The sequence below is a fragment of the Microcoleus sp. S1D4 genome (assembly GCF_036700765.1).
In the GTDB taxonomy this organism is placed as follows: domain Bacteria; phylum Cyanobacteriota; class Cyanobacteriia; order Cyanobacteriales; family Microcoleaceae; genus Microcoleus.
Genome location: NZ_JAUBPP010000001.1, coordinates 338,324 through 352,703, shown reverse-complemented (window position 1 = coordinate 352,703; position 14,380 = coordinate 338,324). Strand labels below are relative to the sequence as shown.

The window sequence follows — 14,380 nt, the reverse complement described above, 5'->3', positions numbered from 1 at the left end:
TTGTTATCGATCGAGCTTAATTAAATATTGAGGTTTTGCTTTGGCTGAGCTTAGCCGAGCTTAACACTCTTTTTCTCTGACCAACCGTCATTTTTACTACCTTAGCGACTCTTTTATCCAATTAGTTTGTCTTTAGATATTTTTCAACTTGCCTGTTTATATTACAAAAGATTGCAGGATTTTTGCTAAACTTCAAAAAACTTTAATCTTTTACCTCCCTCCTCGATCGCTGACAACTCCCCCGCTGCCTGAGTTTCGCAGGAAAATAAAGATATAATTAAGAAAAACACAAGATGAAATAATTGTGATAGAACCAATTGAAAAGTGTTTGCAAAATACTAAACAGCATAAAAAAATTATAAAATATCAGTTGTATCCTACTTTCTGCCTTCTTGCTGAGCGTTTGAATCTCAAACCTAAAATATAACACTGTGCAGCCATGTCCCAAAAAAACGAAACCGCTGTTTTAGCATTATCACTCCTAATTACGATCGGGCTAGCCGGCACAGGTATTTGGTGGCTGACAAGCCGCGGCGGCATCAATCTCGGAGGTTCATCATCCCAAAATCCGACAGTTTCTAAGTCCCAGACGGGCAATTCCCCGCAGTCAGAGCAAGCAATTGGGCAGCGTCTGAGTGCCGGACAAAAACTGTTAATTTCCGATCGAGCAACCACAACCAAACAAGCAGCAATACAGGCTTACGCATCTGGCAACTATAACGCAGCTATTTCCGATTTACAAGCTTCGCTCAAAACCAATCGCAACGATCCCGAAGCACTAATTTACCTCAACAACGCCCGCATCGGCGATCGAAAATCCTACACAATTGCCGCAGCGGTTCCCATTGGTGCAGATATCAATGCCGCTTTAGAAATTCTGCGGGGTGTCGCTCAAGCTCAAAATGAAATCAACCAAAGCGGCGGCATTAACGGTACTCCATTAAAAGTGCTAATTGCTAACGACGACAACAACCCAGAAATGGCTTCGCAAATTGCCAGTGCTTTGGCAAATAACTCGGAAATTTTAGGAGTAATCGGACATTTTGGTTCCGACACCACCCTAGCAGCCAGCAAGATTTACCAGCAAAATCAATTAGTAGCAATTTCTCCGACAAGTACGTCAGTCCAGCTTTCAGGAATTGGTAGCGATATATTTCGGACAGTACCGAGCGATAGGTTTGCAGCTAATGCTCTTTCCCGCTATATGCTGACAAAATTGCAAAAGCAAAAAGCGGTGATATTTTTTAATTCTGCCAGCAGTTACAGCAAATCTTTAAAAGATGAATTTACGACGGCAGTTTACGGAGATGGCGGACAAATAGTATCGGAATTTGACTTTGCTAAGGGCAATTTTAATGCTGCCGAGAGTGTTAAAAGCGCGATCGCCCAAGGAGCAGAAGCGATCGTATTAGCAGCCGATACAGCCACGCTAGACAAAGCTTTGCAAGTAGTGCAAGTAAACGCCCAACGCCTGCCCTTACTAGCAGGAGACAGCGTTTATACTGCTAAAACACTGCAAGTCGGTGGTGCGGCAGCCACAGGTATGGTGCTGGCTGTTCCTTGGCATATTCTCGCAGATCCGCAGTCAAATTTTCCCCAAACATCCAAACAACTTTGGAATGCAGAAGTGAGTTGGCGCACGGCTTTAGCCTACGATGCGACAAAAGCATTAATTGTCGGTTTAGAGCGCGATCCGACTCGTACAGGCATTCAAAAAGCTTTATCAGCGCCAGATTTTTCAGCAACAGGAGCATCGGGCCCGATTCGATTTTTACCTTCGGGCGATCGCAATCGAGCCGTTCAGTTAGTAATTGTTAAACCCGGAAATCGCAGCAGTTACGGTTACGATTTTGTGCCGCTACCCGCTTTGTAAACTATTTGCGATCGCGAAAGGTAGATTATAATATTCATTGGTAACTTCTATGGCTGGTCAAGCAGAAATGTTTACAAGATGAGTAGTTATCCGCAACTAGAAAACTTGTATGGTAAAAGATCGGTTTCATGGTGTTGTTAAGACTGGTTTAGAAAAGGAAGGTTGGCAGATTACGGCTGACCCCTATAGCAATCCTAAATGAGTCGTAAATATTTTTACCCCACCCCAACCCTCCCCGCGAGTTCGGGGAGGGAGTAAGAAATTCACAAATGATTTAGGATTGCTATATCAAATTAATGTTGATGATGTAGATTTTGAGATTGATTTAGCTGCGGAACAATTGTTAGCGGCCCAGCGAGATCGTCAGAAAATTGCTGTAGAAGTTAAAAGTTTCATCAGCCATCCAATGTTTCAGATTTTCATACTGCATTGGGACAATTCCTTAATTATCGCGATGCACTTGAAACTATTGAACCCGATCGCCGCCTCTATCTAGCGGTGCGAGTGCCAATTTATGAAAGTTTCTTTCAACAACGGTTTATTGTGGCTGCAGTTCAGCGATATCAACTACGATTAATAATTTATGATGTGCAACAGGAGGTTATTGTTCAATGGCTGTAGAGCAATATAGGCAATACATTCGTCATCTGCTTTCAGAACGGCGATCGCGCGCTTCGATACAACGCAACGCGCAAGAATACGAAGTGCAAACTCTTTTCGATGCTGAGCAAGATCATTATCAACTTCTGTATGTTGGTTGGCGTGGAAATAAACGCGATTTTGGCTGTATTCTGCATCTTGATATCAAGAATGGGAAAATTTGGATTCAGCATGACGGTACTGAAGTCGGAATTGCGAACCAACTCGTCGAATTGGGAGTGCCTAAAGAAGATATTGTTTTAGCATTCCACGAACCAGAGGTGCGCCAGTTTACTGATTTTGGCACAGGGGAGGATCTCGCCCTCAGTTGCGGGTAAGTAAATTAGGTGTAACCGATTGGGCGAAGAGATTATTTTGCCCGACATAGAAAGACAAATTTCGATAGAAAAAGTGATTTAAACTTGCGAAACCCCGATCGCCCTAACCGATCTGTTTCTCTCAAAAATAGCCCTCGGTTTCAAAGCAATTCTCAACAACAGCCACAGCGATCGCCATTCTCCCGGAGTTTCCTGCCGCTTCCACTGGCCGGGGCGACAGTACAGCATTTCGATCAAACAGCGGCGCTGACTAACACTCAGGCGATCGAAGGCAATTCGCACAGTCGGAAATTCCACAACAGTGCACCCAGCAGCATCCCGAAAACTCGACTCCAACTGAGATTTATCGCTAACCAACTCAATTTTAGCCACAGGAATAAAACATTTCTCTTCCATAATTTCCAGAGTCGCCGACTCGCAATCAATCAAAAATGCTCTCAAACTAGCCTCAGTGTCCAACTTGAGAACAGGCGGTGCCACCCAATTTCTCGCTTTGACTGCTGTGGGGGCGCTCGCTCTTATTTTACCCTGCGATAAACTTGTTTGAACAGCATAGTTGGGGAGCATTTCTGCTGCGGCAAAACTCTCATTACCTTCTTTACCTTTCACCGCAAAACTCGGTCGCTTTGTCAGAGCAACTTCAGCGCCACTTTCCGAAATTACAGTAGTTATTCCCCACAAAGTTTCACCGCCCACATTCAATTGTACAACCCTCCGCAAATTGAACCATTCATAAATATCCGGCTTAGGAATATCCACCAAAATCAGCAACGCTATCCCCAGCATCAACAGGTTATAAACGCTCCAAATCCAGCCCAAACTCACACCTTTTAACAAATCAGCAGTCTCGGATACTGTCTGTACGCTGCTCCAGTTTCTAACTAAATTAATGTTTAAATTGTGCCACAAGCTGAATGCTGTGGCGGCGAACAAAACAATCAAAGGCCATCCCAAATTCCAGTTGAAATTAAAGCGATCGCTCGCTATTCCCTTCGGTGTCACCTTAAACCCTTTATCAAAGGGCTTGAGCATGGCACTCACCACCGTTACTGCTAAAGGAATACACTGAACAAACGAGTATACATCCGAAAGCAAAGCCGATCGCGATCTGCGGTTCAGCCAAGAAAAAACCGTAACTTGCACCAAATAATAAGGTAGGAAAAAGTACAGCAATTCCCGCGCATTTGTCCGCAAAGGAATTATACCCAAAAACGAATAAGCTAAAGGCATCAACAGAAACAAAACCCTGGTTAAACTGGTAAACCAGTGCAGTAATCCTTCCAAATGAGACAGCCTTTGTACGAATCTGAGTCCGCGAATTGTTAAAGGATTGGAATTAATAAAAAATGCCTGAAGCGTACCTCGCGCCCAGCGCACCCTTTGGGTTAGATGAGCCTCTATATTTTCTGCCGCCAAACCAGCGCTTAATTTTTCATCTAAATAAACTAAGCGGTAGCCGGTTGCTGAGAGCCGAATTCCGGTAAAGTAATCTTCGCAGACTGAATCTGTGACAAAGCCTCCCACCGCTTGTAGGGCGCTGCGTCTCACGACAAAAGATGTACCGCAACAAATCACGCTGTCGGCGCTGTCTTTGATTATTTCAATTTGTCGGTAAAATACTTCTTCTTCCGGGGCCAGCACGTTTTCTAAACCTAAGTTGCGGGCGATGGGATCGTGGTTATAAAAGCTTTGCGGTGTTTGAACGAGGGCGATTTCGGGATTCTGAAAAAAGCCTACTGTTCTGGTTAAAAAGTTTTTAGTGGGGATAAAGTCGGCATCGAAAACAACAATTAATTCTCCATCTGTTAGGGCTGTGGCGTGATTGATGTTTCCCGCTTTGGCGTGCAGATTATCGGGTCGGGTTATATACTCGCATCCCATTTTTTTTGCCAGCAATTTGATTTCTGGGCGCTTGGTATCGTCGAGCAAATATACTTTTTTGTTGGGATAATCTAAAGCTTGACAGCCGATGACTGTGCGCCGCAAAATAAAAATTGGTTCGTTGTAAGTTGGAATCAAAATATCGACTGTTGGCGCAAATTTTCCCTCTGCAACTGCAACGGCCATGCGATCGGCTTCTCGGCACCTATCTTTGACTCCGAGCATTAAATACAGTTGAATGCTGCTGGTGAAAACCATTAACATTTCTAGGAAAAACAGCCCTAAACTAAATATACCGTTGAGGGGATCGCTTAAATTTAGGGTGGCTAGCGATCGCCACAAAACGTAGCGAATTGTTAAAGCCAAAACTATTGCAACTACCACAGCCCGCGATCGTTTCTGCGGTTGAGGCGAAATTTTCATTGCAGCTAAAGCGGCCGAGACGAGCACGACAGTAGGCACTAACAAATACATCTTGCTCGCAGCGGGTACTTGCAGCCACACAGGCGGGTTTTTCTGCCAAGTGTCGATTGTAGCAAAAATGCCGCTGACCGTGCCTTCACGGGCAAACCAGGCTCCGGCGATCGCGCCTGCGAAAGCAACCGCCCCCAAAACGACTAGGGTTGCCGCTGGCATTCGCGAAATCGCCCAAAAGCGGTGTTTCAAGTCTTGAAGGTCAAATCTTGAAGTTGTCATAAAATGTGAAATTCCCGATCGTGCCTGCAAAAGTCAGGGTTTTCTGCTGTCCACTTCCTAATCCCGTGGAAAATACTGACACACCCCACTTAACTATAATTTACATTTTTTAACATTTTGACAATTTAATGGTAATTCACTGGCTGGCTGGTGGCAAACTGCTCGGCAAGCCCAATCCTGGCCCAGTATAGCAACAGATCCTTTAGATTGTGGGCGATCGAATAACTAGAATAAAATTTCTTTGTAAACGAGGAATTGGATAAAATCCGAATCCAAAGCAAGCTCAAAGGCAAAGGTAGCAGATTTATTGTTCTGAGGAATGGTGTAGATTTAAAAGAAGAGGAGCGGATTAAATCGGCTACAGTTTTAAGTCAATTTAAGCGGATTAAGCTTGTCTAGAAATTTAAAGAAGCATTAAGAGATATTTCTGAAAGTCATCATAGTGTGGAAAAAGGGGGAAAATCACTGCTTGAATGGATTAAAAAAGCACAACCGATTTACAGTGATACCCTAACCATGCTTCGCAATCATATCGATGGAATTTGTAACTATTTCTTGAACCGAACAATTAGTGGTGTTAGGTCAGAAATCAACAATCATCTCAAAGTGATTAAGCGTCAAGCCTATGGATTTGTTAATTTTGAAAATTTTCTATCTCGACTGTTAGCTTGCTTTTCTAATTAATTTTTCCGATCGCCGCAAACCCAGAAGAACCTGAATCTTTACAAGTTAGCTATGGCAGAAATTGAAACCTGGATCGCCTCCCCAATCTTCAAAAACGGTTTGTGGAAAGTTTCTCTAAACCCCCATAGCTGTTGGATAATTTTTGAAGATTGGGGAGGTTTCTTACATCTCAATTGTATTGAATTTTGTACATTTGAAATAAGTCGCCGCTTTGCTTTTTTACTACTTTAGCGCCCGCAGCTTTTATCAGTTTTTCCCAGTCTTCTATTGTCTCTAAAAATACTTCCCCTGCTCGATAAGTTTCCAAAATTGCCCAGTCTTCTGCTAGAGGTGCATTGGGGTTGAGAACATCAAATACAAAGTGACCGCCCGGTTTTAAAACTCGCTTGACTTCTCCCATAACAATATTCCAATAGTCTATGGGATAGTAACAGCTAAAGCCTGTAGCAAGGCATAAATCGAACTGATTCTCTTCGTAATTCAACTTGTGGGCGGGGGCCCATTCTACGCCTTTGAACAGCTTAGAATTGAGCTGGGGGCCGCGAGCGTTTAATGCGTCTCGCGCGGCGCTGCTGATTTCTTGACCGTAAAAATATGCTTCCCACTCCCGCCAAGGGTAGATGAGAAAGCTGACTCCGCAGCCAATGTCTAGACAGCGCTGGTTTTTTTGAGGTTTGGCAATTTTCCAGAAGGGAGATACTGTTTTTGCTTGGAGGGTTCCGGCGACTGATTCTAGGAAAATTGGCATTGCTTCGACTTCTTCGGGTAGGGCGAATGCTTCTCCTTGATATTCGCGATCGAACCGAGTGGCTACTTGCGACAGTAAAACTTGCCAGCTATCTGATTTTCCTTTGGCAAACCAAGTCTGCTCTTGACCTGCAACTGGGTGCTCCGACTTTTTAGACATTCTTGGATTACCTTCTAGAGCCTTTGAGTGCTTTTGTAAAGTTTTGACGGTAAGGCTTATTAAAAATTAACGCGGGCCACAACAAAGACAGTTTCATGCGGTTGGCAAAATTTCTGTCGAAGTTAGTGCGATCGAAACCGCTCCAAAATTTCCAAATACCGCCGCCGTAAGCGACTAGCAACACCAATCCAATTAACGGTTCCATGAAATAACCCCCTAAGCGACTGATTGGATTTTGAGTTAGCGAGGCAAGGCTCTACTCTTAATCTATCATTTATCGGACGGCTTGGCGCAGGGATACCCGTAGCAATTCCACCTTCAGCTAGATACTTCAAAATCGCTGATGGTGGGAAGCTTAAAAATATAGCAGAAGTCATTAGTCATTAGTCATTAGTCATTAGTCAGCAGTGCTGTATCCTCGATCGAGCGCTGCGATCGATCATCAGTCATCAGGAAGAAGGAAGAAGCAATATTCAGTAAGGGTTTGAGCAATTGAGAACGTCCTAAAGGTCGGGCGCGGTTGCTATAACAGCCAGGAAAGAGCTTTCAGGGTGCAAGCAAGAAGCGACTTTTGCTAAAAGTCGAAGTGGCAAATCCTGATTCGGTTGAAATTCGGTTGCTGTTGGGGGACGACTTCGCTTTTTGGGACTTCGCAGGCGTGCAACTACTTAAAGATAATTAACTAAGAATTGATAGCGGTGCCCCACAGGTTACAGCAGGCAAACTTTTTCTAGCGGACAATGACGGTAGATAGCTTTCAAAGCAAGGAGGATTTTATGCGTGCAGTGCTGATGGCTGGGGGGTCGGGAACGAGGCTCAGACCCCTGACGTGCGATTTGCCTAAACCGATGGTGCCGATTCTGAATCGCCCGATCGCAGAACACATTATCAATTTGCTAAAAAGGCATCACATTACGGAAATTATTGCTACCCTGCACTACCTTCCTGATGTGATGCGCGAATATTTTACTGATGGGGCAGAGTTTGGCGTTCAAATGACTTACGCTGTGGAGGAAGACCAACCGCTGGGTACGGCTGGTTGCGTCAAAAATATTGCTGAATTGCTCGATCGCACTTTTCTGGTGATTAGCGGCGACAGCATCACAGACTTCGACTTGACAGAAGCGATCGAATTTCACCACCGCAAGCAATCCAAAGCCACATTAATTTTAACTCGCGTTCCTAACCCGATGGAATTCGGGGTGGTGATTACCGAGGAAAATTACCGCATCAGCCGCTTTCTGGAAAAGCCCTCTAGCAGCGAAATTTTCTCCGATACCGTCAATACGGGAATCTACATTTTAGAACCCGAAGTCTTGGACTACCTGCCGGCAAATCAGGAGTGCGACTTCTCGAAAGATTTGTTTCCGTTGCTGCTGGAAAAAAACGAGCCGATGTACGGTTACGTGGCCGAGGGTTACTGGTGCGATGTCGGACAGCTTGATGTTTACCGCGAAGCTCAATACGACGCGCTGCGAGGAAAAGTCAAGCTGGATTTGAGTTACTACAACGAAGTTCGATCGGGGCTTTGGGTAGGTCAAAATACTTTTATTGACGATAGCGCGATCGTCGAAGTACCGGCGATGATCGGTAATAATTGCCGGATTGCAGCCCGAGTTAAAATCGATGCGGGTACAGTAATCGGAGATAACGTGACAGTAGGGGCCGACGCTAACCTCAAACGTCCGATCGTCTGGAACGGAGCAATTATCGGCGAAGACGCTCACATAACAGCCTGCGTGATTTGCCGCAGTACCCGGATAGACAGGCGCGCCCACATCCTCGAAGGTGCTGTGGTCGGTTCAATGTCGATCGTGGGAGAAGAAGCACAAATCGGCCCTTCCGTGCGCGTCTGGCCGAGCAAAAATATTGAATCCGGCGCTTTGTTAAATCAAAATTTAATTTGGGGAGAACAAGCTAAGCGAAATTTATTCGGTCAGCGCGGCGTTCAAGGACTGGCCAATGTGGATATTACCCCGGAATTTGCGGTGAAATTGGGTGCGGCTTACGGCTCGACTTTGAAACCGGGGACTTCGGTATCGGTTTCTCGCGATCAGCGCAGTATTTCGCGGATGGTTTCGAGGTCTTTGATTGCGGGTTTGATGTCGGTGGGAATTAATGTAGTCAATTTGGAATCGACGGCTATTCCGATCGCCCGCACGGTTACATCTACGATCTCAATTGCCGGTGGGATTCACGTTCGCATTTCGCCCGATCGCTCCGACCACATTTTAATTGAATTCTTTGATATCAAAGGCATCAATATTACTAAATCGGCTGAGAAAAAAATCGAGGGCGCTTATTTTAAGGAAGATTTACGCAGAGCTCTAATTCCCGAAATTGGAGAGATGTCGTACTTTAACCAAGCTCTCGAAATTTACAACCGAATGTTTGAGCGGCAGATGAATGTTGAAGCAATACGCTACAGCAATACTAAGGTGGTAATCGATTACGTTTACGCTGTTTCTGGGGCAATTCTACCGCAAGTGCTCGCTAAGTTCGGCTGCGATGCGGTGGTGCTCAATGCGAGTCTCAAGCAGACTTCTCTGAGCAACGGGGAACGGGAATATTTGCTCGACCAACTCGGCCGAGTGGTGAAAGCACTCAGCGCTAATTTTGGGGTGCAGGTGTCGGCCAATGGCGAACAGCTCATTTTGGTAGATGAGTCTGGGATAGCGATTCGTGGGGAAATGCTGACGGCGCTGATGGTAAATTTGATGCTTACTGCTAATCCGAAAGGTACAGTAGTAGTGCCGGTGAATGCGTCTTCGGCGGTGGAGGCGATCGCCCGCCGCTATCAAAGCAAGGTAATCCGCACTAAGGCGAACCCAACTGCTTTGATGGAGGCCGCTAACAGGAACCCGAATGTAGTTTTGGGCGGTAGTGGCAGTATGGGTTTTATTTTCCCGCAGTTGCATCCGGGGTTTGACGGAATGTTCTGCATTGCTAAAGTGATAGAAATGATGACGATTCAGGAGCGATCGCTCGGACAGATCAAAGCCGAACTTCCCCGCGTCACCCACCGCAGTTACAGCGTCCGCTGTCCTTGGACTGTCAAAGGTTCCCTGATGCGGCATTTAGTAGAAACTCATGCGCCCGATCGTTTAGAATTAGTAGATGGAGTGAAGATTTTTAACTACAGCGACGACAATTGGGTATTAGTTTTGCCCGATGCTAGCGAACCCACAGTTCATATCTTCGCGAACAGCGAAGACCGAGATTGGGTATCGGAAACTTTGAAGGAGTACCGCGCCTTCGTTCACGATTTTGTCACTCAAACCGAGGCTGCGGTTCTCCAAGATACCTTTGGTCGTAATGAATAATTGGTAGTGGGGAATTGGAAATTGGAAATTGGAAATTGGAAATTGGAAATTGGAAATTGCTAACAACTAATAGCTAATAGCGCAGAAAAATTAACAGATAAGATTGTTAAAATTACCAACTCTTCAGAAATGCCTCTGCGTTTATCTACGTTAAAAAGCTGTTTTATTCTCCTGTAAAAAATTTAGGCAATTGTTAGTATAACAATCCTGAATTCGCCAGTCCGATCGCCAATTTCCAATTAACAAATACCAACGATATTTTGTCCGCTCGATTGAGCGCAATAATATTCGTCGTCGTCGTTCGTAGTGCGAACCGTTTTTGTTATAATAATCTACAGTACGCGATCCGAGCCAATTTCCAATTTCCAATTTCCAATTCCCAATTACGCAAAGATAACAGATGAATAGCTGCATTTTAATGGCGGAAATAATTCAACAACCGCAACTCCGTTATACTCCAGATAATCAACTTCAAATCGCTGAAATGTTGATTCAGTTTCCCGGCCCAAAACCTGAAGATCCGCCTGAGCATTTGAAGGTGATAGGATGGGGAAGTTTGGCTCAAGAAATTCACGAAAAATATCGCGAGGGCGATCGCGTGATTATTGAAGGCCGGCTGGGTATGAATACGATCGAAAGAGATGGTATTAAAGAAAAGCGCGCTGAACTAACCGCCCAAAGAATTTACACTCTCGGCGCCGATGCGATGAGTGCTGCACCAGCAGCTAGAACTGCCCCGGAACCGACTCAAATTCGCGATACAGCCCCGGCTAATGTGCCGAGCAATGTGGTTCCCATGAGTTCCCGAGGTCGCAGTTCTAGCAGCCCTCAAAGCCCTGCTAACCGCACGTCTAGCTCGGATTGGAACTCGCATCAGTCTTCTTCTGAGTCCGATCGCCAGTCGGGTTCGTCTAACGAAGCTGATAATCCCGATTACGATCCGATTCCGTTTTAATCACAGCCGTAGGGTGCGTCACTTTCGGGTTGTTCGAGACTCCGCCGGAATGTTGAGAGTGACGCACCATCTATCTATGACTCCGACGATCGCACAATTTCCATTCCAAAAACGCGAGCAAACTCTGCCATAACGATCGCCCTCACGCGATCGACCTCAATTCCCGGTATAAATTGCTCCAAACTGCCAACCGGTCGATCGGGAATCCCGCAAGGTACGATTTGTCCAAAACCTGTTAGATCCGGGCAAACATTTAAAGCAAAACCGTGCATCGTAATCCAGCGGCTGACTTTAATCCCGATCGCCCCCACCTTGCTACCATCCACCCAAACGCCAGTCATACCCGCCACCCGGGAACCCTTCAGCCCGCAAACTTCCAACACTCCCAGCAGCACTTCCTCCAACTGGCGCAAATACCAGTGCAAATCCTGCTGGTGACGGCGCAAATTTAAAATGGGATAGCCCACCAACTGGCCCGGACAGTGGTAAGTCACCTCACCGCCCCGCTCAACTCGGTGCAATTCCGGCTGAGTGCGATCGGGGTCAAATTTCAGAAATTCCAACTTCGAGCCCAGCCCCAAAGTGTAAACCGGCGGATGTTCCAGCAAAATCAGCACATCAGGCAAATCAGGATTTTCCCGGCGCTCTTGCACCAGTTTTTGCTGGATTTCCCAAGCTTGGGAGTAAGGTACTTGTCCCCAATCGAAGAGCAAGCAGGGTTGTGCATTTAGGTTTTGAGGGATAATAGGGGAAAGCATGAAAAAAATCAATAGTGTTTTTACGGAATATTGGTGCAGTTTAAATCAAGAATTGTCAACATATAAAAAAGATTTGAAAGAAAAGTGTTTTGTTTAATACATAATGCTATTGTATAAACTATACCCAAGTTACAGAAGGGAGGGAGCTCTATGAAGCTTGTTATCCAGGGTAAAAATATAGAAATCACCGATGCGATTCGCGAGTACGTCAATCAAAAGATTGAAAAGGCAGTTAGCCATTTTCAAACTTTGACTACAGAAGTCGATATTCATCTATCGGTGGCTCGTAACCCCAGGATCAATCCTAAGCAGACTGCTGAGGTGACAATTTATGCTAACGGTAGCGTGATTCGAGCTGAAGAAAGCACGGAAAGCCTTTATGCCAGCATCGATTTGGTTGCCGACAAGATCGCTCGTCAACTGCGGAAATTTAAGGAAAAACGCCACGACAACAAAATCCAGAGTAGTCCCAAAACAATTGCGGTAGTTGATGAACATCCTGTAGCAGCGGATTTGATTGGCGATCGAACTCCCGAACTTCCTGCCGAGGTAGTGCGGACTAAGTATTTTGCCATGCCTCCAATGACGGTGCAAGATGCTTTGGAACAATTGCAGGTTATCGATCACGATTTCTATATGTTCCGCAATGCGGAAACAGACGAAATTAACGTGCTCTACGAACGCAAGACTCACGGTGGCTATGGAGTTATCCAACCGCGCAACGGCAACGGTAATAGCAAACATAGCAAAACAGCCGAAAGCGCTGCACATTAAAAATCTAGTGTTGGGAAAAGCTAGATAATTTCTAATTGTTAATGGCTGCAAGTCGTTAGCAAAAAAGGACTAAACTCCTCACTACGAACGAAAGGTTTGTAGTAAGGACTTTAGTCCTTTCTTGGTTTGGATTTTTAGGGAGCATCTCAGTTTGGCAAAAAGCATTTTTTTATTATAAGTAATCGCACAGAATTAATTACATACAGCTTCTTTACGGAGGAAGGCTTGTAGCCAAATTTTTGTGAATTCATTGTGTTCCACTATTTAGTGCGAGCGTCCTCGCTCGCGTATTGTACAAACTCGCTATTCGGGGACGCTCGCACGCTCAAATGCCACACTGAAATGCTCCCGATTTTTAGACAGTAAGGAAAAAGTGAAATCCTCGCTACAAACAATAGGATGAACAATTATGCTATTGGAATTAAGACAACTGAAGATTCAACCGGGTCAGCAATTACTGGTGGAAGATGTGAACTGGCAACAATTGGAAAGTATTTTAGCGGAATTGGGAGAAAGTCGTGCTTCCCGAATTTCCTATAGTAACGGACTCTTAGAAATTATGGTTCCCCTACCCGAACATGAAAAAGCCAAGGAAATAATTGGCGACATGGTAAAATTTTTATTGGAAGCACGACAAATAGCATTTGAGTCTTTGGGTTCGACAACGTTGAAAAACGAACGCATGAGTCAGGCTGTAGAACCGGATACCTATTTTTACATTCAAAATTAAGCAGCAGTTATCGGTAAAAATCGCCTGGATATGAGTGTAGATCTGCCACCAAACTTAGCTATAAAAATCTATCTCACCTATCGCACGCAGTTGGATAATTATCAAGTTCTCGGAATCCCGGAACTTTGGCGGTACGCGCGGCGAGGGCTACAAATTAATGTCTTGCAAGCCGAACAATATATTGAGTCTGAGGTGAGTCCGAACAGATTTACATGGAAGAGTGCGCGAACAAGTCAAAAAAAACACAGTGGACGACCTTGATCACGATCGATTCACCAGCAGTGAAGAACACTTGTAATGAAGGGTGTTGAATCATTCATGTTTTTGTTTTTACAAAGCGACAAATGGGATGAAAAGACATCTAGCTGTAGATATATTAGGCTTTCCTTTCTTCACTCACTGCACTCCTGCCAATGTATCTGATGACCTACGTATTGATTGAGATGCTCTCCCAAAATATTAATTACTTCAAATCTAAACCGCTGGAACTTCCAAAAATTACCATCTTGCTAGATAATGGTTATCATCCTGACAAGCTGACCCAAGCATTGGAACTGATTTACCCTGCAATCATCACCAAGCTACAATTTCAACTCTCACCTAAACCGTCGAAAGCAGAAAAGGCAGCCAAAGGCAAGTCATGATTTGTGCCAGTTAAGGCTAGGTGGGTGATTTAGAGATCTAATGCTTGGCTCGCAAGCGATGTAAAAGCTTAGTCAAAAACTTTGACCGGACATTTGAACGGGCCAATGCCAAGCTCCAGCTTGGTTTTATCCGCTTGATGCTCATAGGATTAGCTGTAAGGAATGAAAGATCTCAAAT

General features: G+C 44.9%; 12 protein-coding genes and 2 pseudogenes. 10 read left to right on the top strand and 4 right to left on the bottom strand.

The window, feature by feature from the left end; translation table 11 throughout:
- Positions 1–439 precede the first annotated feature (439 nt).
- The 4 genes and pseudogenes from QT998_RS01440 to QT998_RS01425 all read left to right on the top strand — a co-directional run bounded on the left by QT998_RS01440 (position 440) and on the right by QT998_RS01425 (position 2,850).
- Positions 440–1,873 carry an ABC transporter substrate-binding protein gene (locus QT998_RS01440; protein WP_333113414.1) on the top strand — a complete coding sequence of 478 codons (1,434 nt, stop codon included), beginning with the start codon at positions 440–442 and terminating at the stop codon, positions 1,871–1,873.
- Positions 1,874–1,982: 109 nt separating this feature from the next.
- Positions 1,983–2,075 (top strand): element excision factor XisH family protein, encoded by a 93-nt coding sequence (locus tag QT998_RS27360; RefSeq protein ID WP_442921513.1) that lies wholly within the window; start codon positions 1,983–1,985, stop codon positions 2,073–2,075.
- 78 nt (positions 2,076–2,153) lie between these two features.
- A pseudogene (locus tag QT998_RS27355) lies at positions 2,154–2,494 on the top strand (element excision factor XisH family protein).
- Positions 2,485–2,850 carry a XisI protein gene (locus QT998_RS01425; protein ID WP_333113416.1) on the top strand — a complete coding sequence of 122 codons (366 nt, stop codon included), beginning with the start codon at positions 2,485–2,487 and terminating at the stop codon, positions 2,848–2,850. Before QT998_RS27355 ends, QT998_RS01425 begins: the two are co-directional and overlap by 10 nt.
- A 78-nt stretch (positions 2,851–2,928) precedes the next feature.
- Here QT998_RS01425 and QT998_RS01420 read toward each other — a convergent pair whose 3' ends face one another.
- On the bottom strand, positions 2,929–5,427 hold the full coding sequence (locus QT998_RS01420; RefSeq protein WP_333113417.1) for a glycosyltransferase family 2 protein: 2,499 nt from the start codon (positions 5,425–5,427) through the stop codon (positions 2,929–2,931).
- Between the two features lie 414 nt (positions 5,428–5,841).
- Here QT998_RS01420 and QT998_RS27350 point away from each other — a divergent pair.
- Positions 5,842–6,111, top strand: a pseudogene (locus QT998_RS27350) (transposase); the annotation flags it as partial.
- A gap of 169 nt (positions 6,112–6,280) precedes the next feature.
- Here the strand turns inward: QT998_RS27350 and QT998_RS01415 are convergent.
- Both QT998_RS01415 and QT998_RS01410 read right to left on the bottom strand, forming a co-directional pair.
- Positions 6,281–7,018, bottom strand: a complete 738-nt coding sequence (locus QT998_RS01415; protein ID WP_194010509.1) for a class I SAM-dependent methyltransferase — start codon at positions 7,016–7,018, stop codon at positions 6,281–6,283.
- A 7-nt stretch (positions 7,019–7,025) separates the two neighbouring features.
- Positions 7,026–7,223 (bottom strand): hypothetical protein, encoded by a 198-nt coding sequence (locus QT998_RS01410; RefSeq protein WP_194070129.1) that lies wholly within the window; start codon positions 7,221–7,223, stop codon positions 7,026–7,028.
- Between the two features lie 571 nt (positions 7,224–7,794).
- Here QT998_RS01410 and QT998_RS01405 point away from each other — a divergent pair.
- On the top strand, positions 7,795–10,341 hold the full coding sequence (locus tag QT998_RS01405; RefSeq protein WP_333113421.1) for a mannose-1-phosphate guanyltransferase: 2,547 nt from the start codon (positions 7,795–7,797) through the stop codon (positions 10,339–10,341).
- Between the two features lie 400 nt (positions 10,342–10,741).
- Entirely contained in the window at positions 10,742–11,296 is a 555-nt protein-coding gene (locus QT998_RS01400; RefSeq protein WP_333087609.1) for a single-stranded DNA-binding protein, read from the top strand.
- 74 nt (positions 11,297–11,370) lie between these two features.
- Here the strand turns inward: QT998_RS01400 and lipB are convergent, their stop codons facing one another.
- Positions 11,371–12,054, bottom strand: a complete 684-nt coding sequence (gene lipB, locus QT998_RS01395; RefSeq protein ID WP_333087608.1) for a lipoyl(octanoyl) transferase LipB — start codon at positions 12,052–12,054, stop codon at positions 11,371–11,373.
- Positions 12,055–12,204: 150 nt separating this feature from the next.
- On the opposite strand from lipB, the gene hpf reads away from it, so the two are divergent.
- The 3 genes from hpf to QT998_RS01380 all read left to right on the top strand — a co-directional run bounded on the left by hpf (position 12,205) and on the right by QT998_RS01380 (position 14,202).
- Complete coding sequence (hpf, locus tag QT998_RS01390) at positions 12,205–12,828, top strand: ribosome hibernation-promoting factor, HPF/YfiA family (RefSeq protein WP_333087607.1); 624 nt, start codon at positions 12,205–12,207, stop codon at positions 12,826–12,828.
- A gap of 409 nt (positions 12,829–13,237) precedes the next feature.
- Complete coding sequence (locus QT998_RS01385; protein ID WP_333087606.1) at positions 13,238–13,558, top strand: Uma2 family endonuclease; 321 nt, start codon at positions 13,238–13,240, stop codon at positions 13,556–13,558.
- 422 nt (positions 13,559–13,980) lie between these two features.
- Positions 13,981–14,202, top strand: coding sequence for a hypothetical protein (locus QT998_RS01380; RefSeq protein WP_333113423.1), 222 nt, complete (start codon positions 13,981–13,983; stop codon positions 14,200–14,202).
- Positions 14,203–14,380: the final 178 nt, after the last annotated feature.

What these genes read in the sequence shown, in the direction of transcription:
- QT998_RS01440 (WP_333113414.1), top strand. Translation starts at nt 440, where the DNA reads ATGTCCCAAAAAAACGAAACCGCTGTTTTAGCATTATCACTCCTAATT.
- QT998_RS27360 (WP_442921513.1), top strand. Translation starts at nt 1,983, where the DNA reads ATGGTAAAAGATCGGTTTCATGGTGTTGTTAAGACTGGTTTAGAAAAG.
- QT998_RS01425 (WP_333113416.1), top strand. Translation starts at nt 2,485, where the DNA reads ATGGCTGTAGAGCAATATAGGCAATACATTCGTCATCTGCTTTCAGAA.
- QT998_RS01420 (WP_333113417.1), bottom strand. Translation starts at nt 5,427, where the DNA reads ATGACAACTTCAAGATTTGACCTTCAAGACTTGAAACACCGCTTTTGG.
- QT998_RS01415 (WP_194010509.1), bottom strand. Translation starts at nt 7,018, where the DNA reads ATGTCTAAAAAGTCGGAGCACCCAGTTGCAGGTCAAGAGCAGACTTGG.
- QT998_RS01410 (WP_194070129.1), bottom strand. Translation starts at nt 7,223, where the DNA reads ATGGAACCGTTAATTGGATTGGTGTTGCTAGTCGCTTACGGCGGCGGT.
- QT998_RS01405 (WP_333113421.1), top strand. Translation starts at nt 7,795, where the DNA reads ATGCGTGCAGTGCTGATGGCTGGGGGGTCGGGAACGAGGCTCAGACCC.
- QT998_RS01400 (WP_333087609.1), top strand. Translation starts at nt 10,742, where the DNA reads ATGAATAGCTGCATTTTAATGGCGGAAATAATTCAACAACCGCAACTC.
- lipB (WP_333087608.1), bottom strand. Translation starts at nt 12,054, where the DNA reads ATGCTTTCCCCTATTATCCCTCAAAACCTAAATGCACAACCCTGCTTG.
- hpf (WP_333087607.1), top strand. Translation starts at nt 12,205, where the DNA reads ATGAAGCTTGTTATCCAGGGTAAAAATATAGAAATCACCGATGCGATT.
- QT998_RS01385 (WP_333087606.1), top strand. Translation starts at nt 13,238, where the DNA reads ATGCTATTGGAATTAAGACAACTGAAGATTCAACCGGGTCAGCAATTA.
- QT998_RS01380 (WP_333113423.1), top strand. Translation starts at nt 13,981, where the DNA reads ATGACCTACGTATTGATTGAGATGCTCTCCCAAAATATTAATTACTTC.